The organism is Clostridium fessum, from assembly GCF_027698965.1.
GTDB classification, from domain to species: Bacteria; Bacillota; Clostridia; order Lachnospirales; family Lachnospiraceae; genus Otoolea; species Otoolea fessa.
In genome coordinates this window covers 210262-228320 of the sequence record NZ_JAQEQF010000003.1, presented here as the reverse complement: position 1 = coordinate 228320, position 18059 = coordinate 210262, and the positions used below count along the sequence as shown (strand labels likewise).

The window sequence follows — 18059 nt, the reverse complement described above, 5'->3', positions numbered from 1 at the left end:
TCGAAAACGGGTACAAAAATACCACCAGCCTACTGACCGGTGGTATCTTTCAATTTATTTCGAATCTGTGTTTTATAATCTTCAATCCCATCGTATTCATCCCAGTTATAAGGTGGAAACGGTGCGGAGTACATCTCCTTCCATCTTGACCGAAGTTCTTTCAACTCTTCATCCGTCTTTAAATACTGTATTAACCCCATCCTCCGACCTCCTTATAAGCCTCATACAAATCTGGAAATAATTCTTTGATTTCCTTTAAACTGTCGTATTCCAACACCTCGATGCTGTTGATATTTGCAAAAAGTTCCATGCCTATATTAGCATCTGTACTCCAATACTCTACGCTGTGTCCCGCAAACAAATACTCATTGAATTCTGCTTTACTTAACGCACTAATTATATCCGATAAAGCCATATCATATTCATATTTGCCTCCGTCAGAAAACCATTGTTTTACAAGATCAACATTATTGTACACCGTCCTCGATGCTCCTTCAATCGCTTTCTGAAATCTTGCATTTCTCCATGAATGATACTTTTTATAATCAATACGATGAGATGTTTCATGCGCTTGTACAAATGCTAAATCATATAACTCAAAGTTGGGGGCTTTTGAATTGTACATTATCACATCTTTCTGCATGTCATACGCAAATGCCACCTTTAAATCAGGATTTTCTTGATATACGGCTGTATCACTGAACATGATCATATCCAATACAGCCTTGTTCTCGTTTGCGGTGTTCGCTAATACTGATGTAAATTCATCATAAGCTTTTCTGATGATCTTATCTTTTATAACCGGCGCTTGTAGACTACTGTCTAGAAACTTTTTCTTCCAATCAACATAGGTCATATTCTCCGGCACTTCGATGTTGTTGCCATCCGCATCCCTTGCAGCTCTCATCTGGCCTTCCGTTGGAGTATCCGGATAATACGGCACGTCCGTGCACCGGCAGAAGGGATGGAACGGAGGCATATTCTTTCCAGTTACTGCTTCAGATACCAGATAAATCTTACCATCTTTTTCTCCGCAGATACCGCAGGTCTTACTGTCCAGAGTGGCCAAAATCTGGTATTTCTCAACCCCATCCTCTTTATATCCGGCATGGGCGGCCTCACTCATCACGAACGAGCTTTCTGTGTGCAGAAGGCGGTAGGCATCGAACTTCTTGGCCTGCATCTTTTTGGCAAAGTCTTTTGCCAGGTTTTGTGGAGCAGTTCCCTGAATCATCATGGTAGTCAGCGACTCCATGAGCTGACTCTGCAGGTGATCCTTCTGCTTCCAGAGCCTCGTGGAGAAATCCGCGCCGTTGAACGGATACTTAAGCAACTCCTCGACTGTCCGAGGTTCAATCTGCGCAAACTCTGCGTGAAAGCCGTGATACCGGTCTGAATCATACCAGATGCGGTGGTAAGTATCGGCATAGACCTCACTCATCATCTTCCCCGCGTCCGCTTCATAATCAACCGCATACAGTTCCCGGAGAATCGCATCAACCTGCGCCTCCAATGCCTGGTATCTCGTCATACGTGCCTTGATGGACATGTTGTTAACCTTCTGGTTGTACTTGCCAATGTTCTGCATCACAAGGTCAATATACTCACGCATCTCACCTATTTCGGCTTTGCTGAGACGTTTCTGGGCCTCCGCATAGGTGAGTCCGTTCTCTTCTGCATACTGCCAATAAAAGCTTTCTACTGTCTTCTGAAGTTCTCTCTTAGCCTGGTTGAATGCCTTTTCCAGTTTTGTGAAATATTGATTTACCGTAAATTCGCTAGCTTTATAGACTGCTTCCTGCCGTTTCTGCCAGTAGGCCACTAATCATCACCACCTCCGCCGCCTGGATCGTCGATAGGTTCATTCTTCGGGAACATCTGTGAGATTTCTTCTACTTCTGATTCTTCCTTCTGGATCATCTCCATCTCCTTTTCCGGGTCTTCCACCCACGGATGATGATCCACAATGGTCTCATCTGAGATGATGCCCTTGCTCTGTGATGCAATCTGTGCAAGCTCCTGGTCATTCTTCACACTGGTTCTTGTCCAGGTCTGGACAATCGTGTCATCCTTGATTGAGATGTCACACAATCGGCAGATGCAGCGGATGAAACTTCCGAAGCCTGTTTTAAACTCCGTTTCCTGCAGTCCTGCCTTCTGCTCTATCAAGGAGTACAAAAACTGCAGTGCAACGCCAGAACTGTTCCCGAAGTTCTGCGGATCCGGATCGATCCCCATGCCCTGCTCAAAAATGCATTTTCTGGTAATATCAAGCAGCTTCTCCCTGGCCTCCACCGGCAATTCAATCGTTAAAGTCGAAACGCCTGAATGGTCGCCATCTCCATCGTTATCAATCTGTATCGCTTTGTAGTCCTTCAAATCCCTCAGGAACTGGCCTAAATCCGCACCGCCATAATTGGTCAGTATAAAGATTACCTCCTGGATGTCTTCCAGGTCATTTACAAACCCGCTGAATACTTTACAGTAGGTGTCAATCAGCGGCTTGATGTTCTTTAAGTCGTTGGTATCTTTGTTGTTGTTGAAAAAAGGAAAGAATGGAACCTCACCGACTCCATGCCGATAAGTGTTCGAGTACTCACAAAGCGAAGGATCAACCAGGAACATTTGATGCGGCATCAGCTGCCCAATCTCGTCTCCGGCTTTTAATCGATATGCAGCGCATTCAGTTTCGTTCCAGTATTCGTAAATTGTATAGGCATCCCCTGTTTCTTCGTCAATGTCCTGGTAGCATCTGAATACGCCCAGCAGCTCTTTTTCTAGGCTCTTAGTCCAGACCGGGATAACCTGCTCGGCCGGAACCACCGCATACTTCCATATACCTTTTCCGTCCTTCCACACATGCAGCCAGCCAACCGTGCAATTGGATGCCTCGATGCACAAGTCCTTACAAATCTTCGCATATTTGTCCCCGAGAAACTTTGAAAGCTTTTTGTTCTCCTCTTTTTCTCCGAGGTCAAAGATTGGAGGTGCCGTGAACATGTAAGCAGCTTTCTGATCGACTAACATGCCGTGGAAGTTAAATGGAATCCGGTTATCTGCATTTCGGAGTGGTTTTTCTTTTTTCTCTCGTTCTTCCTTCAACGGCGGGAATAAAATATCTGTTTCGTTTTCGTAGTACCGCCTCGCTACTTCAGCCTTCGCCATAAAATCCGAATGCCCTACCTGATACTTCCGTATCAGCTTCTTAATCACTTCCATGTCCATTCATATCACCTCACTTTAATATCCGGATGCCGCCACCCCTGCGAATAATCGTGTAACAAAAGTACCGGAGAGCATCGAGCGCATGATCATGTTCTTTTACCGGTTTGTCTTCTCCGCGTTCCGCTACCTTTGCATCCCAGATATAGGATGCAAACTCTTTAATCAGATTCTCACAGGATTTATCAACAAAAATAGAACCCGAAAGCAGCAAGGTTGCTACAAATCGGATTCCATCCAAAACATCATTCTTTGCTTTTTTAACTTTGTATCCGTCTTTCTCCAGCTGCGCCTTGAACGAAGCAGCAGCAGGATCCAGAATCACCGCCCGGACCTTTTCTCCGGAAAGCCAAGCGGTCAAATCATCCGAAAACTCTTTATCCGTTTTCTGCCGGCCTTTATCGCGGCCGGAATAGTAATACTCTCTGCGGCAGTACCATTTCTTGTCGCCTCCCTTACTCCACAGCAGAAAGGCCGTCGGGTTCTGGGTACCATAGTCACAACTGACGTACTGGTCGCCCATCCAGAACTCGTGACCGGTTTTCTGCCGGTATTCCTCTGCAATTGCCTCTGCATCAACTACGTTTTTGTCCTGGCTGAACATGTCGTAGATGATGCCCTCAGCCATCGCCCAGAGTCCTAAGATATACCGCTTGAAGAAAACGCCGGAATACATGCTCCGGTATCGTGCTTTGATTTTTTGCGACAGGCTCAGGTTATCATCCATCGTGAAATGGATATACAGCAGGTTCTTGTCTTTGCATCGGTCTATCCAGTTAACTTTGAACCAGTGATATGGTCCGTCCGGGTTACAGTTAAACCAATACTTAGAACCCTCTACAGAGCATCGGCCAGTTGCCTGATTGACGAAACTCTCTGGCATCAGTGCAACCTCATCACAGAAAACTCCTGCCAGGGTAATACCCTGAATCAGGTCCTGACTGCGTTCGTCCTTACCACCGAAAATGTAAAAGTAATTCGTTACATTCTTTCGGGTGATCTCCACTAGATTGTCAGCCCGATGGTCCGTCACTTGATAACCTCGGCTCTTGAGCATCAGCTTCAGCCAAAACAGAACATTTCGCCGGAAGGAACCAATTGTCTTTCCGCACATGGCGAAGTTCTGACCGTTGAAGTTCTCCATCGCCCAGAACACGAACGAAAGAGACATACAAACCGTTTTACCCGAACGGATGGCTCCATCTGCAATAACACCATCATAGTCCTTCACAGGGCTTTTCTGCATCCACCAGGTAAGAACCTGCTTCTGTCTTTTCGAGAACGGCTGGAATTTAAAGACCTGGACCTTTGCAGTAATTCCGCGCCGGTCTTTCATGGCATTCACTTTTTCTCGCATGTCGGTGATGCGCTGCTTAATCGTCATCCGCATCCCCCCACAAGTTACTAGCCTCGGCATTCAGTGCGTCAATAAAGCCATCGTCCTCGACTTCAGTCTCCTGACCTCCCAGTTTCAATGCCGCCAGGTCAAGTTTCATCATCTCGATTTCAAGGCGGGCATCATCCACACCATAACGGTGCAATGCGTCGATGGCAGCCTGCTTCCGCCCCTGCACACGGGTCAGCGCAGCCTCGATGTTTTGGATCTGTCCCAAAACGCCCTCATATTCTCCTAAATCTGATATTTTCCCCTTTTCTATACCAGCCTTATATCCCGTTACCGTCATGCCCGGCGGGATCTCTATCTCATATCGGTTATCCTTTACCGGCTCTTCTCCCGCTTTGCGGAGTGCTTCAATCCGGTGCAACATACGACGTTCCCGGACTGTCAGAAGCTGTATCTCCTGCATGAGGAGCTTCTGCTTGTCCTCCGGGACCGCCTGTGCAAGACGCTGTTCCTCTGGATCCAGGCAATCAAAAAGGAGAGTTTCAAACTCTCCCGTGGTGACTGCATTCTTGTTTTTCTCCGGAGCCGCACCGCCTCTGTTCCCGGCAGCGTTCTTGTTTCCTGGCTGACCGCCTTTCCGTTTCGCAACGTTGCGTTTCTTTTGCAACGTTGCATTGTCCCAGTCATATCTATTTTTCCAGCTTCGGATTGTCCCTTCCGGGATTTCCAGAAGCTCAGAAATCTCAATAAGTTTCTTGCCTTCCAGGAACAGTTCTCTGGCCTGTTCCATTCTGGCATCCGGCGCTCTTGCCATACCACCACCTCTCAATCGTGTTTGTTTTTTGGGGGATAAGAAAGGAGCCACGCTGGGTGACTCTTACTGTGAATCATTCTTCGCACTAAAAATATTGAATTTTTCATACCTTTCAAGTATCTTTTGCAACTTTTCTGTATTATTTATTAGCGCCCTTAGTCTTTCTCCAATTTTTTTCTCGATTTTTTCAGCAGCTTTTTTATATTCTTCCCTATCACCCAGCCCAAACGTATCACTTCGGCTACGCCGTTCAAAATCTGCCGCCGTTGCTATATCAGCGAGAATATTTTGGCTTTCTTGATAAACATTTTTTACGATATCTATTTCATCATTTCTAAATTTAATCCAACTATAACAGATCGGACATTCGTTGAGAAAATCTTGAACTTGTTCAATTGTCATAGTCTCTTCCCTTTGCAGCAAAGATGTAGATATTCGCACACCAGCCCTAGCTGAAAATAAATATAATTCCTTAAGAAACACTATTTTCTCACGTTCATCATCTTTCATCCTATAATTTCTTGTGACAATCACACTACTAATAACTCCTGTTAGGATTCCGATAATAATACTTCCTATTGCGTTTGCATTGTTTGATATCAAATCATACATTGCATCGTATACCACATTGCTCGTACTTAGCAAATCCATCACAACACATCCTTTGCTTATTTTTAACACATTTGTACAATATCACATTATACACAAAAATAGCTTGAAAAAGCAAGAAAAAGAAAAGCACCCGTTTCCGGGTGCCATTCTCGAAAGGATATTATTATGAATCACAACGCAAGTGGATCGGCGTGTTGCTCCGCCAAACAACCGCCAAATCGGAACGGAAGGAATCGAACCTTCGACACGCTGGATATAAGCCAGCTGCTCTAACCGACTGAGCTACGCCCCAAGGGGTTCCCCGCCGGGACCATCTTCCAGCGGGGTTGAAGTACATTCAGGAGAAGCTTTCGCTACTGTGAAACTCTCACATTCGCCGTCACACGAATGCATGATACCATATTAGCACCTTTCATCGGGACATTGAGGGACATTTTTAATTTTTTCAAAAAATCTTTGTCTCCGTTTCTTCACGTTCTCGTCCGTATACTTCTTTCTGCGATTTGGGAGCATCCGATTCATCCGGTACGCTACCTTCGGATCACTCAAACCATCTATAAAATACAATCTGAACATAATCCGCAGTTCTGAACTCTGGATCGTCTCTATGTACTCTTCTGCCTGAGTAGTCAACTCCAAAAGTTCCGTCTCTTTTGCAGCCAGCAACTTCCTGTATCTCTCTCTGGCTTTCTGCTTTCGACAATAGACCGGGTCCGGAATACCAACTATCTTGATCGGACCTATCGTTAAATCCGCCCTGCTCCCCTTTACTGTGTCCGCCACAATCGGCGGGTTTTCCAGGAACTTGTCCAGTTCCCGGATGCGTCTTCTAATATCTTTTATCTCTTCCATGACTTCGCAATACTGCAGCAGCACCTTTTTCTCCAACGGTACCACCTCCCTCTATTTTTCTACGCGAACCTCAACTGCCCGCCCGCATCCTCGCCCAGGCGATCCGCCCGGCAATTTGGCAGCCGCTTCGCTATGCATAACTCTTTCAGATTCGCCCGCACCAGTGCCGTAGGTATCGGCGGACACACAGCGTTCCCGCAGCGCCGCACCTGCTCCGCTCTCGGATAAGGCTTGCCGTCGCAATCCCGGTCGATGATGTAGTCGTCCGGGAATCCCTGGCAACCGTACAGCTCTTTCGGTTCCAGCATCCGCAGTCCGATATCCACAATCTGATATTCAGTGCCATATATGGTTACCAGCCCGAAACGATCCTGCGCTGTGATAGTATCAAGCGGCACTTTTATATCCTGCCCGGTACCGCCACCGTAATACTTCGTCAAAAACGCCCGCACCTCTCCAAAATGCCCCGGGGAGGTCGTCACTGTATGTAATGGCTCCCTTATATCTTGTCCGGTACCGCTCTTATAAAATTTATTGATAAACGATGTAACAAGACCGTATCTGTTCGAACCATCTACCGTCATAAGCGGATCTTCTATTCCTTGACCACGCGTTTCATTTTGCGTCGTTTCCGAATGGTACTGAATCAGTATCGGCGCAGCCACAAAATTTCGATTTCCGGTTGTTATTGTCGGGAGCGGACTTCTTATATCTTTTCCGACATTATTTTCGTTGTTGCACATAATACACGGTGCCAGCGTTGCCTCCACAAGTCGATTGTGAGCGACCGTCGTAATAGTATCTATCGGATCGTTTACTCTACTCCCCGCGCCGGAATAGTTCCCGCCATATGCTTTGTCAATAATCGGGGCAAGTTTTGGCTCAACGACTCCAAAACCATGCTTTCCGGTAATTGTCGGCATTGGCTGCCGGATATCCCCCGGTTTACGTTCGCCGCCGTGATTGCACTGGATCAAGAACGGCTCCGGGTTATCCAGAATGAATTTCTTGATTCCACGGGCAATGCGATCCATTGTCTTCTTCGCCAGCGGACGCACCGCCCGGATTCCGTACTTTTCTTTAATTTCTTCAGCGCTATCGAAGATGCTCGGACATGGGAGTGAAAAATCCAGCTGTGTATACGCCCCCACATAAGGTTTCAGCAAGCCAGCCTTTACCTCCGGGCTGTCTGCCGGTCCGTGGGTATGTCGCGCCCATGCGATCGGCTTGCCATCGCATCGCGCAATCAGGAAGAACCGCTTCCGCATGGTAGGAGCTCCATAATCTGCCGCCACCAGCTCCCGGAACTGCACTTCGTATCCCAAATCAGTAAGCTGCTGGATAAATTTATGAAACGTTTTTCCTTGCTTTGCCTTGATCGGATGCTTCCGACGCCCCAGCGGTCCCCACGTCTTAAACTCTTCGACATTCTCCAACATTATCACGCGCGGGCGTACCAGTCCTGCCCAGCGGCAGGCAACCCACGCCAGACCGCGAATAAACTTGTCCTTTGGCTTCCCGCCCTTTGCTTTGCTGAAATGCTTACAATCTGGAGAAAACCACGCCAGCGCCACCGGATGCCCTCCACATACTTTGACCGGATCTACCTGCCACACATCCTCGCAGTAATGCTTCGTGTATGGATGATTTGCTTTGTGCATCTTGATGGCTTCCGGATCATGGTTGATTGCAATGTCTACACAATACCCCGTTGCCTCCTCGATTCCAGTACTTGCCCCGCCTCCACCGGCAAAGTTGTCTACAATCAGCTCTCCGTTAATCATTTCTGCAAGACTTCCTTTCCTCCGCCTTCCACTTCCCGCAGGCATCCTCCTCGCCTGCTGCCGTCCAACTGCAAAAATCATCAAATTCGCAGTTCCAGCATTTTCTATCATGCTCTTTCTTGCTCATCTTATCGTCCACTCCTTAACATACAAAACAATAGTTCGACCATTGACCGCTTCCGGCGACCGCCAAAACACTTGATGGCGATCGCCAGTTTCCATTTATCCAGGTTCCCATCCAGCGGTGTCGGATTCTGAAATTCATCTTCGAGCATTCTCGTTTTTGGAATAGCCACTATGATTCCGTATTCTGTCGACGATCCTGGATTGATACTGCGGATATGTGCGTCAAGTGCCCCGCTTAGATAATCCTCTTTAATGTCTTTATAGCACTGCATCGTGGTTACTATGTAATTCTTTTCTCCGATGAAATTCAACCCATTCCCGCTATATACATCTGCCTTGCAACTCTTGATTTCGTAACAGATAAAGATTCCCTTTTCGATGTCCGATATATTACGCTGTCCCGCTGGCTGGAATAACATATAGTCGATCCGGCGATGCGTCCGTGCTGAGCCCGGATCGATGTTTACCTCTTTCGCCCAATGTTTTCCCAGCCCACTTAAATACTGCCGTTCCAGCAACTCGCCAAGAAATTTTGTTGTTTCCTTTCTATCCATGCTATAACCTTTCCGATACCTTCTTCGTGATCGCATCGCAAGCCATATCCCAGCCTTTCGAGAAATTGTCCGACGAATCACATCCTCCGGTTTCTTTGATGATTTCCAAAACATCTTTTTTGGAGATCGGCTCGTTTTTCAGAAGCTCCATAACCCGCTCATTTTCCTCTTTTGTGCCGCAGCGGATAATGATATCATAAGTCTCATCATGAGCACTCCACGTTCCGTCGTTATTTGCTATCAACCGCATTCTATTACCTCCCAAATCCATGTTTCAGGGCGCACATCGTGCATACTGCTATCGCCCTTGCCTTCTCCTGCTCCGGTCTATACCAGCACGCCGCCCCGCATTCCGGGCACTTAACTATCTTCCAGCCTTTGCGCCCATTTGGCACGTTTGCCACTAGCGGCATCATAAGATAACCGCCGACTTCGTCCGGTTTTCTTGGTGTGATCTTTATCTTCATCATTCCTTCCACCTTCCCAGCCTCTAACATCTTCTGCAGGGCGTTGCGGGTGTATGTCGGCTCTTCGTCAATCAGCTCCGCAATCTCGCTCACGCGCTTCTTTCTCCCATCAAGGAGCGCCTGCCAGATAAGCTCCTGGCGTTCTTTCATGCTTTTCATCGTCCATCGCTCCTTTCAACCTGTCTAAAACATTCTTAACTGTCCCGACGGCTCAAAATTCATCCAGAGACATTCTTCCCGCTGCTTATTCGCCCGGCAGTATTCCATTTTTGTTTCCAGATGCCAGCCCCGAAGCATATCTCGATATATCTCATTGTCATAGCCGCTTATCAACACCGATCCTTTGTGCTGCAAAAGCGCCTGTAGCAACCGCTCATGATCCGCATCACTCATCTCGTGCTTATACTGCTTGCCTGTCCTGCTGCCAAGGATATACGGCGGATCGCAGTAAATCAGCACGTTTTTGTGATTGTATTGCCCGATCAGCTTGACCGCATCCATGCATTCTATCTGCACTCCCCTCAGCCTTTCCGCTGCCTGCATAATAACGTCCGGCAATCTGCTCCAGTCCCGCGCTGTGTAGGCTTTTTCTCTACCGCAGACGTCTCGTTTCCACCCAGCCGGTGTCCCCGCCGTTCGGAATCCATATCCTTGATTGGCTCTTATACACAGTCTTGCAGCCCGGTCATAGGCTTCCGTGGATTTGCCCTCTTCTTCGTACAGCACACGCGCATATGGGGTGTAGTAAATCATCCATGCGAGACGTTCCGGATCTTTCCAGATGCATTCAAACAGGTTGATTACATCTCCATCCAGATCGTTGACCGTTTCAATCGGGCTCCGCGTTTTCCGGAAGAGAACCGCTCCAGAACCTAAAAATGGCTCTAAATAGCTGCGATGAGCCGGGAAGTGACCGATGATCCAGTCCGCCAAGCGCGCCTTACTGCCTGGATAGCGAATCACTGATTGCATTGTTCATCATCCTTTCATCCCGTACCGGATTCCACAGCGCTTCCAGCCTTGCCCTGCGCCGCTGCACCCACCATGCCCCACACCATCGCATCGTAGTCGTAACCATGTTCTTCCAGGTTGTGAAAGCGGTTCTTCTTGGCGACTTCGGCGGTCCCTTCCAGCCTCTGCGGAGTCTTTTCACTCCTGTCCCAGTTTCTAACCACCGCTTTCCAGTCCTTCATGCGGTTTTTTCCGACCATCCAGCCGTTACTCGCGTAGTAGTCAATAAAACGCTCTGCATCCACGTGCGTGTATCCCATTTTCAGGCAGTAATCTTTTACTTCCTGGAGTGTGGGAGGCGCGAAGCGCTTTTCTTTTACACCCTCTAGGGTGTTTTCTTTAAGATCATTATCATATTCATTATCATTATCAGCTTTTTTTGCTTTTTCAGAAAAGCATTTGCTTTTTTTGCTTTCCTCAGAAACCATTTGCTTTTTATCAGAAGCATTTGCTTTTGGTCTTCCGCCTTTCTTCCCTGCTTCCGATCTGGCGGCACATGCTTCTTTATAGCGCTGGCTATCTGCGTCCAACTGCTGCTTGATAAGTTCAAACACAAATGCCAATGCAGGGTCTTTCGGAGCGGCATCCGGGTCTTTCTGGTAGGCATAGATCGCCTTGATGAGTTCGCCTGCCTGTTCGTTGCTCATCTTTTCGATGGCAGCGCCCCAGCTCTCATACATGACAAAAGACTTCTTATCACTCATCCAAGCCCATCTCCTTTCCCGCCTGCCAGTCCCGGTAATAGCAAATCCATGTATCCAACAGCAGAGTAATGATTCCACCGCGGATCCGTGCTTTCAGTTCGTCGAAAATGTCGTCCGAATACATCCGCTGGAAGTTCTGCAGGCACATGGACACCCGCCACGGCTCCCGGTTGCGCCGGTGCATTACCACCGGAATCTCGCCCGCTCTGGCGTCCCTGGAAGACTGCTGCAGCGCTTTCCGAAGTCTCAGGTCTTCCACTCGTTTTACTTCGATATGTACATTCGGCAGCCCGATCACGTCCGCATCGCCAGAAGTCCCGCAATACTGCTGACCCCGGCGGCAATTATATCCATAGTCCCGCAGGATGCCCGCAAGTTCACGCTCGCCGCGCTTTCCTTTCTCTCTCTGCATCTTCCCCATCCTGTCCTCCGTCTCTGAACATACTAATCTGTCCATATATGCCCTTCGGCTCTTTCCATCCCATCGCAAATTTAAGTGCTCCCGCCTGTGCTGCGCGGATTGCCTGCACGCGGCGATCTTGCCGCTTAGACCAGCGCTTGGCATCTGCACGCCCCGCATCCGTTGTCTCTGGCAAATAGTATCCCTTGCCATCGTCACGGCTCAGAATCGCGTAATCAATCCGCAGAATCTCTATTCCCTTCCGGAGCATCCGATCGCTGCATCCGAGGCGCTTGCACAGCTCCCCGCGGGTCTGCGCGTTCTTATGTCCTACACCCAGCGCATTGTATAAAGCACTGGTAAAGATTTCCATTTCTGTCAATTTCTTTTCCGACAAATCTCTTCCTCCTTCCGGAGCGGGAGGGTCGGTCTCCCTCCCGGTAAACCAATGGCATCCTGTAAAGGTTCGATAATATATAACACGGTAAGGCGTGCCAGGATGCTGTCTACGGGTTGCTATGTACAAGCCCTGCGGCTGTTGTACCGTTATAAATAACTCTTGCCAAACTCGGCAATAAACTGCTGTCTGCTGCCGATGTGAGCCTCATAATACTCCTGTGCCTGACGTTTCAGACTCTCATCGAACTCTTGGTTCATGTGGACACTGTACGGCGTCATGTTATGCCAGTCTGGGCGGAGCGGAACGATAAAGCCATATGCCTCCGATCTGCTCCGGTTGGCTCCATTAAATACATGATGGATTGCCACCTCCTGGCTGCCGGTAATGATACAATGTTTTAAATCATCCGTCAGTACGCTGTACAGTTTCTTTCTTCCTGTGGTTTTCTTCATATTCTGCCATCATCCGAGCCAACTCCTCCGGCGGCAGGGTTTCAATCCCCTGCTCCTTGCATTCCGCTACCAGCCCGTTTATCAACTCACTCATTTCCTTTGTATCGTAGGTACTGGATCCGGCAAGCACCGTATATGTACGGTATGCTTTCCCGTCCTTACCCTGCTTAACCTGCGAAGTTGGACGGATGTGGAAGGTTTCCGCCTCCAGCGCCGTCTCTTCCGCTTCGGTCGTGTCCGGCACAACCAAATACGCCATCTGACCGGCAATCATGAGATTCTGACCGTACCTCCGAAGCATGAGATTGTGCGCCCGCGGCTTGGATATGCCCGCCGCCTCTGCCAGACGCGAGAGAAGCACCCAGTAATACGCATTCGCGTCCAGGCTCCGCTTCTCCCGCCATTGCTTTGCAATGATCCGCAGGGGCTTGTCCTTCATCTTGTCAATCGACGATGACACATCCGATTCCAACTCAAACGTCAGCCGCATCCGACCGGTTTTCCAGTCCATCGACACATCTTTTAAAGTTCCCTTACTCTCCATAGGCTAATTGAACGGAAGACCGCTCGTTTCATCCTCCGGCGGTACCGTGGCTGGATCTACTTTCCCTTTGGATTTATCCGGCGTGTTCTTAAAACTCTTCATCGCGCTCTGGAATCGTTCCACCGTCAGGTGTTCCAACGAATCTATGCCGATTGCTTTCAAAATACATTTCGGACTCTTTCCGATTCTGTCGCACTCTTTCAGGAATACATTCCTCATCGCTTCGGTTGCCAGCTCCGGAGCTTTCTCGGAAGCCGGCGGCGTCTCTGCATCCGGATCCTTCATTTCCTCGGTTGGAATGCAGAACACCTGGAAGCAGGCATATTTGAACGCAACCGACATCGCTTTGTTGGTTGCTTTGTCGCCGCTGTCCATCCCTTCGCCAACTACCACCGCCTCGATGTGGCTGCCGTCCTCGGCGTAGAACGTATATTTCATACGACAGACCGAATATAAAAGCATCCCGCCCTTTGCAGTCCTGCGTTCCTCCCGCGTCTGATCCATAACCTCCGGGACAACGAACAGGTGATGCTTAATAAATGCCGGATTCAACGCATTCATGACTGCGTCAATGCCGCGATACTTGAATTTCTGCTGCTCATTTAACGAATCTTTCCCGACCACTCCCACATCTTCCATGACGGCCGCTATCGTCTGGAAGATATTCTTTTTTGTCTCTCCCATATCTCTGCCACCTATCTAATGATCATGTTGCTACGGGTTACAATCGATACTCCAGGAATCTCAGCGCCTTTGTCCAGCGCCTCTTTCAGCGCTGTCTTATTCAGCTCTGGATCCTTGCGGCGGATAAACTCTTCCGGAAGTGCATTGATATCCCCAGCGTATTCAATCGCTTTGCTGGCGCGGTACGACACCGCCACTCTGCTTGTCTTAAACTTCTGACCATCCAATGCTCTTTTAACATACTCCTGCAGCGATTCCGCCTTTCTCTCGGCTTCTCTCTGGCGTGTTTCCAGCACCCTCTTCTCATTTTTCAGCTGCTCTGCATCGCTTTTCAGGTCCTTGATCCAGAGCAGGACATTCTCAATCTTCTCGTCTCTGGCTTCCTGCAGCGCATCCAGCGCCGCATAAGCCTCCTCATTTACAATCTCTCCTGTCTCTTCATCGACTGCCGCCTCAAACGCTTCCATGATGCGGGCATCAATCTCATACAAATTCATAAGCTACCTCCGGTTCATTTGCTCTATTTTCATTTCTCTGATTTCTATGGTTGATCCGGTTCTTCATATCTTTCCGGCACTCCTCACAAGCCAGACCGCCGCCTTCCCGATACGCCCCGCAGTAGTCACATCTTTCCAGCATCCTGTAACTCCTTTTTCTTGTTTGCAAGCTCTTCTAAAAGTCTATCCGTACTACAACCAATATAATTAGTACTGAATGACCAATATTTATAGCAACCAGGGTACCACCCATCTGGATATACACGAATATCCAAGCAACCATTAATGTGTCCATTAAACGTAAAGAACGCCGTAGGCTTGTTTCCTGTAACACTCTGTTCTCTTGCATGCGTGGTATTGATCTCCAACACCATCTCCAGCGCCTCATGAATCTTCTTCCGGCGCATCTTCTCAATTTTCTTTGCCAGTCTCTTCTTCATCAGAATCCCCCTCCAGCTCCATCGGCTCCCTTTTACCTTTAATTGTTGCTTTTACCATTGCATCCTCCCGAATCTCTTGATATAATCAAGTTGTTAATATTTTTATTAATGTGACCGTTCAGCTCTGCCAAGCTGGCGGTCTTTTTCTTTGGTTTCCCATAACCGGTGTACCGGCTGGCGTTAAGCATCGCACCGGCACGGTTCGTCCCGTTGGTTCTTCTACTCATGAGCTTCTAACCACTCCTTCCCTTTGCAGATAACTCCGAGCAACTTTGCAATGTCTTCACCCTTATAGGCTTCCTCTTCTACTTCGAGATATCCGATGAGATAATGCACACACGCTTTGACACGTAATGCATCATCCCTGTAATCATCCTTTGGTTCGAGGATTTCACTAGGCATTCCTTCAACGATTCTTCTAATTTCTTTTGCCATCTTCTCCACCTCCTAATGCAGTACCAAGAGCGCCCCGGTCGCGATCCCTGCAACCGCCGACATCACTACCGCCACCTCTGCCATCAGATGCAGATGCTTGTCCTTCTGTCTCAGCTCCGCTTCCAACGTCTGGATCATCTGGTTGCGCTGGCTCCGCAGGTTCATACACTCGATTTTTCTTTCCTCTCTCATCACGCTTCCTCACTTTCTTCTCATGCTCTCGGCAGGCATATTCTCTGTCGGATTCCCAACACCGCCACTGCTTTCGGCAGTTGTTACATGACACTTTCATACTGCTTGTCCAACACAACCGCCCTCAGGCGGTTTTCTCCTTCTCGTCCTTATGGACTTCATACGTTATTTTCACTCCTTCTTGATCCTCCAAAAGGGCTACTAAAATTGCTACGATTTTATTTACATCCATGCAAAACGCCTCCTTTGTAATCATCATATGTTTCTGCGTTTGTCCCTGTTTCCTTTTGCATTCCGAATCAATCCGGTTCTATCGGCAAATCATCCGTCACACGCTTTTTGAACTTCTTCTGAATTTCTGCCGTTGATACTGGAACTCCTACAAGCTGTACAAAATGTCTCTCTCGCCCGCTGCTGTATGCAACATGGCACTCCTTGAATTTTCTGTCATATATCATGAACGCCATTCGCTTACTGGTAGCTTTCTGGTAAAGTTTAAAACCAGGACTGGAGTCCGGCCAAATCAGATAAAGGCATTCTTTTCCGCCGCCCTCCAACTCCGCATCCAGAAGCCAGTCCACTGATCTGTTTAAGACCTTTGACAGCTTTTCCAAATCATCCAAGTCGATCCGGATCTTTACATTTTCAATTCCCACCAGCCGATGAGGTTTGATTCCTGACTGCTCTGCCAGCTTCTTCTGGGTCCATCCCATTTCTGCTCTGGCTTTGACAATGTTATTTGCAATGTCACAATAAAAATCAAAGCCAATACGTTCCAGAATCTCGTTCTCAATAAAACGCATCTCTTTTGCCTCCCTTCTAGGTTCGCTCTCTTTATTGGAATACGCCTCTTTTTAATTGCCATCCCCATCCTTTTGTCCTATACTGTACTTACAGGCTCCTACCAGAACCGAGTATGATAGAAAGGAGAACGATATGGGCGAATTATCTTCTTATAGAATCCGAAACTATTCTCTCGCTGACTGGAAATATGAAAAAATTATGGAAGAAATAGCTGAATACGAAGCTAAGCTTGATAATGACCATGAAATTGCTTTACGCTTGGCATCGTTTGGTTCTTCGACCGTTATGGTCGTTACATCTGTTGGTTATCAAAATCCAGATATGCTTTATTTTTATGGATTTGTTAACGGAAAGGATGCTCAGCTTATCCAACACGTTAGTCAGCTTAACTTTCTCATTACCTCTGTGGAACGTGAAGACAAAACTAAACCTGCACGTCGCATCGGCTTTCGCACTACCAACGATTCTCAGGAAGACTAGCTTTTGATAATTCCATTGCCATTCTTTCGCATATCTTATCAACCTCAGCATCGCGTGACTGCCCTTGCAGCTTTTCTTCAAGAGCAGTCACTCTTTTCTCTAAAGACGCCCATTTCTTCTTGGATACCCACATTTCGCGATCACCTCCCTTCGACCTGCCAACTCACTCACAGGAACTCCCCCATTGTCTTTTCTCTCTACTTGCCCTATACTGAATTCATAGGCTTCCATCAAAGTCTAATTACACTAGAATGGAGAATTTCATGAAACAATTTTTTCAACATATCATCGCTGAATACCCTATATCCTTCGAATCTCTGATTATATGGGTCAAACTTATTCTTTCAACCGCCATTTCCTATGTAATGGGGCGATATGCTTCAAATAATCCCCGACACAAGGCAATCAATCAAGAGCAACTTGAAAAGGTATATTTACCATTGTATAAACTTCTTTTTGTTCAAGACATCTCAAAACTTGACTGCCAAAGCTTAATAAAACTTTCAAACCGAATGCAGATTATTTTGCGCAAACACTATGAACTGGTCTTTCCTCAACTGCATCAGCTTACCGAAGACTTTCATCAAGCACTACTATTAAAGCAAAATCATCAAGAAATACTTCGCCAAATCAAATATCAAGTTTATGTAGATTATGAATCTCTAAAAAGGAAACTTGGATATCCACATATTAATGCTTTCGAATTGTTTAGGCGAAAAACACTCATTGATAAGATTCGTACTATTTGGGGGTATTTGTTTCTTCTGTATTTATTTCCAGGCGCGTTTCTTAGCGCCGCATTCTCTCCCGTGACTTGGTCGTCTCTCTTGTTCTATTGTATTGGATTTTGTATTATTTCTTATATTGGTGTACAACTTGGATCTAAAAGTTTTTAATCAGCTCTTCCCAAAGTCCATCCCATAAAAATTCCATACAAACTTGCTGGCAAATCTCCGTATTCCGAACGAATCATTAATACGGAGAGCGCAAGCAAGAAAAATATCACGCCCTTTTTCACTTTTCCGCCTCCCTTCTGTCTGCTTGGTTCATCCCAGCAGCTCACTCACAGGAACTCCCATCCGTTCAGCCACTTTTTGTAAAGAATCCAACCTTGGATTTCCATTTTCCCAACCACGGATTGTTCCATTTCCCAAGCCACATTCTTTTTCGAAAACGTATACTGGAATTCCTTCTTTTTTGCAAAATTCTACAACCTTGTTGTACAGCACCTCTTCCCCTC

31 protein-coding genes and 1 tRNA gene are annotated in these 18059 nt (G+C 47.4%); 2 read left to right on the top strand and 30 right to left on the bottom strand.

Features of this window, described 5'->3' with window-relative positions:
* Positions 1-29 precede the first annotated feature (29 nt).
* The 27 genes from PG862_RS05645 to PG862_RS05515 all read right to left on the bottom strand — a co-directional run bounded on the left by PG862_RS05645 (position 30) and on the right by PG862_RS05515 (position 16338).
* The gene (locus tag PG862_RS05645; protein WP_270706797.1) at positions 30-200 is read right to left on the bottom strand and encodes a hypothetical protein; all 171 of its coding nucleotides are present in this window, start codon (positions 198-200) and stop codon (positions 30-32) included.
* Positions 191-1822 (bottom strand): minor capsid protein, encoded by a 1632-nt coding sequence (locus tag PG862_RS05640; RefSeq protein WP_270706796.1) that lies wholly within the window; start codon positions 1820-1822, stop codon positions 191-193. The genes PG862_RS05645 and PG862_RS05640 overlap by 10 nt, the downstream gene beginning before the upstream one ends.
* Positions 1822-3225, bottom strand: coding sequence for a phage portal protein (locus tag PG862_RS05635; protein WP_270706795.1), 1404 nt, complete (start codon positions 3223-3225; stop codon positions 1822-1824). Before PG862_RS05635 ends, PG862_RS05640 begins: the two co-directional genes overlap by 1 nt.
* Before the next feature lie 10 nt (positions 3226-3235).
* Positions 3236-4558: a PBSX family phage terminase large subunit gene (locus PG862_RS05630; protein WP_408639996.1), complete on the bottom strand. Its 1323-nt coding sequence runs from the start codon at positions 4556-4558 to the stop codon at positions 3236-3238.
* Positions 4559-4595: 37 nt separating this feature from the next.
* Positions 4596-5381, bottom strand: a complete 786-nt coding sequence (terS, locus tag PG862_RS05625) for a phage terminase small subunit (RefSeq protein WP_270706792.1) — start codon at positions 5379-5381, stop codon at positions 4596-4598.
* A gap of 63 nt (positions 5382-5444) precedes the next feature.
* Positions 5445-6032 (bottom strand): hypothetical protein, encoded by a 588-nt coding sequence (locus PG862_RS05620; protein WP_270706790.1) that lies wholly within the window; start codon positions 6030-6032, stop codon positions 5445-5447.
* Positions 6033-6211: 179 nt separating this feature from the next.
* Positions 6212-6285, bottom strand: a tRNA-Ile gene (locus PG862_RS05615).
* Positions 6286-6395: 110 nt separating this feature from the next.
* A complete protein-coding gene (locus tag PG862_RS05610; RefSeq protein ID WP_270706788.1) occupies positions 6396-6881 on the bottom strand; it encodes a hypothetical protein in 486 nt (161 codons plus the stop codon).
* 23 nt (positions 6882-6904) lie between these two features.
* Positions 6905-8629, bottom strand: a complete 1725-nt coding sequence (locus tag PG862_RS05605) for a DNA cytosine methyltransferase (protein WP_270706786.1) — start codon at positions 8627-8629, stop codon at positions 6905-6907.
* The gene (locus PG862_RS05600) at positions 8622-8756 is read right to left on the bottom strand and encodes a hypothetical protein (protein WP_270706785.1); all 135 of its coding nucleotides are present in this window, start codon (positions 8754-8756) and stop codon (positions 8622-8624) included. The genes PG862_RS05605 and PG862_RS05600 overlap by 8 nt, the downstream gene beginning before the upstream one ends.
* 1 nt (position 8757) lies before the next feature.
* On the bottom strand, positions 8758-9309 hold the full coding sequence (locus PG862_RS05595; RefSeq protein WP_270706784.1) for a hypothetical protein: 552 nt from the start codon (positions 9307-9309) through the stop codon (positions 8758-8760).
* Between the two features lies 1 nt (position 9310).
* Entirely contained in the window at positions 9311-9559 is a 249-nt protein-coding gene (locus tag PG862_RS05590) for a hypothetical protein (RefSeq protein ID WP_118491271.1), read from the bottom strand.
* 4 nt (positions 9560-9563) lie between these two features.
* Complete coding sequence (locus PG862_RS05585; protein WP_270706782.1) at positions 9564-9935, bottom strand: hypothetical protein; 372 nt, start codon at positions 9933-9935, stop codon at positions 9564-9566.
* A gap of 24 nt (positions 9936-9959) precedes the next feature.
* Entirely contained in the window at positions 9960-10748 is a 789-nt protein-coding gene (locus PG862_RS05580) for a DNA adenine methylase (RefSeq protein ID WP_270706781.1), read from the bottom strand.
* Between the two features lie 14 nt (positions 10749-10762).
* Positions 10763-11491, bottom strand: a complete 729-nt coding sequence (locus PG862_RS05575; protein WP_270706779.1) for a DUF6291 domain-containing protein — start codon at positions 11489-11491, stop codon at positions 10763-10765.
* Positions 11484-11912, bottom strand: a complete 429-nt coding sequence (locus PG862_RS05570; protein ID WP_270706778.1) for a putative PDDEXK endonuclease — start codon at positions 11910-11912, stop codon at positions 11484-11486. The genes PG862_RS05575 and PG862_RS05570 overlap by 8 nt, the downstream gene beginning before the upstream one ends.
* The gene (locus PG862_RS05565) at positions 11869-12288 is read right to left on the bottom strand and encodes a hypothetical protein (RefSeq protein WP_270706777.1); all 420 of its coding nucleotides are present in this window, start codon (positions 12286-12288) and stop codon (positions 11869-11871) included. Before PG862_RS05565 ends, PG862_RS05570 begins: the two co-directional genes overlap by 44 nt.
* A 149-nt stretch (positions 12289-12437) precedes the next feature.
* Positions 12438-12743, bottom strand: coding sequence for a phosphoenolpyruvate carboxykinase (locus PG862_RS05560; protein ID WP_118749803.1), 306 nt, complete (start codon positions 12741-12743; stop codon positions 12438-12440).
* Positions 12694-13254, bottom strand: a complete 561-nt coding sequence (locus PG862_RS05555; RefSeq protein ID WP_270706774.1) for a hypothetical protein — start codon at positions 13252-13254, stop codon at positions 12694-12696. Before PG862_RS05555 ends, PG862_RS05560 begins: the two co-directional genes overlap by 50 nt.
* Positions 13255-13290: 36 nt before the next feature.
* Positions 13291-13971, bottom strand: coding sequence for an ERF family protein (locus tag PG862_RS05550; RefSeq protein ID WP_270706773.1), 681 nt, complete (start codon positions 13969-13971; stop codon positions 13291-13293).
* Between the two features lie 11 nt (positions 13972-13982).
* On the bottom strand, positions 13983-14468 hold the full coding sequence (locus PG862_RS05545; RefSeq protein ID WP_270706772.1) for a siphovirus Gp157 family protein: 486 nt from the start codon (positions 14466-14468) through the stop codon (positions 13983-13985).
* The gene (locus tag PG862_RS05540; protein ID WP_270706771.1) at positions 14455-14610 is read right to left on the bottom strand and encodes a hypothetical protein; all 156 of its coding nucleotides are present in this window, start codon (positions 14608-14610) and stop codon (positions 14455-14457) included. The genes PG862_RS05545 and PG862_RS05540 overlap by 14 nt, the downstream gene beginning before the upstream one ends.
* Positions 14594-14908 (bottom strand): nitrogenase molybdenum-iron protein subunit beta, encoded by a 315-nt coding sequence (locus PG862_RS05535; RefSeq protein ID WP_270706769.1) that lies wholly within the window; start codon positions 14906-14908, stop codon positions 14594-14596. The genes PG862_RS05540 and PG862_RS05535 overlap by 17 nt, the downstream gene beginning before the upstream one ends.
* A 38-nt stretch (positions 14909-14946) precedes the next feature.
* Positions 14947-15135 carry a hypothetical protein gene (locus PG862_RS05530; protein ID WP_270706768.1) on the bottom strand — a complete coding sequence of 63 codons (189 nt, stop codon included), beginning with the start codon at positions 15133-15135 and terminating at the stop codon, positions 14947-14949.
* Positions 15128-15343, bottom strand: a complete 216-nt coding sequence (locus tag PG862_RS05525) for a hypothetical protein (protein WP_118472813.1) — start codon at positions 15341-15343, stop codon at positions 15128-15130. Before PG862_RS05525 ends, PG862_RS05530 begins: the two co-directional genes overlap by 8 nt.
* 12 nt (positions 15344-15355) lie before the next feature.
* On the bottom strand, positions 15356-15535 hold the full coding sequence (locus PG862_RS05520) for a hypothetical protein (RefSeq protein ID WP_118749797.1): 180 nt from the start codon (positions 15533-15535) through the stop codon (positions 15356-15358).
* Positions 15536-15834: 299 nt separating this feature from the next.
* The gene (locus tag PG862_RS05515; RefSeq protein ID WP_270706767.1) at positions 15835-16338 is read right to left on the bottom strand and encodes a helix-turn-helix domain-containing protein; all 504 of its coding nucleotides are present in this window, start codon (positions 16336-16338) and stop codon (positions 15835-15837) included.
* Between the two features lie 133 nt (positions 16339-16471).
* Here PG862_RS05515 and PG862_RS05510 point away from each other — a divergent pair, with 133 nt between their 5' ends.
* Positions 16472-16819 carry a DUF6173 family protein gene (locus PG862_RS05510; RefSeq protein ID WP_270231557.1) on the top strand — a complete coding sequence of 116 codons (348 nt, stop codon included), beginning with the start codon at positions 16472-16474 and terminating at the stop codon, positions 16817-16819.
* Here PG862_RS05510 and PG862_RS05505 read toward each other — a convergent pair.
* Positions 16794-16952 carry a hypothetical protein gene (locus tag PG862_RS05505; RefSeq protein ID WP_270706766.1) on the bottom strand — a complete coding sequence of 53 codons (159 nt, stop codon included), beginning with the start codon at positions 16950-16952 and terminating at the stop codon, positions 16794-16796. The two genes, PG862_RS05510 and PG862_RS05505, sit on opposite strands and share 26 nt — an antisense overlap.
* 130 nt (positions 16953-17082) lie before the next feature.
* On the opposite strand from PG862_RS05505, the gene PG862_RS05500 reads away from it, so the two are divergent.
* Complete coding sequence (locus PG862_RS05500) at positions 17083-17715, top strand: hypothetical protein (RefSeq protein ID WP_118691826.1); 633 nt, start codon at positions 17083-17085, stop codon at positions 17713-17715.
* Here the strand turns inward: PG862_RS05500 and PG862_RS05495 are convergent.
* Positions 17712-17837: a hypothetical protein gene (locus PG862_RS05495; protein ID WP_270224425.1), complete on the bottom strand. Its 126-nt coding sequence runs from the start codon at positions 17835-17837 to the stop codon at positions 17712-17714. The genes PG862_RS05500 and PG862_RS05495 overlap by 4 nt on opposite strands.
* Positions 17838-17865: 28 nt before the next feature.
* Entirely contained in the window at positions 17866-18048 is a 183-nt protein-coding gene (locus tag PG862_RS05490; RefSeq protein ID WP_270231558.1) for a helix-turn-helix domain-containing protein, read from the bottom strand.
* Positions 18049-18059: the final 11 nt, after the last annotated feature.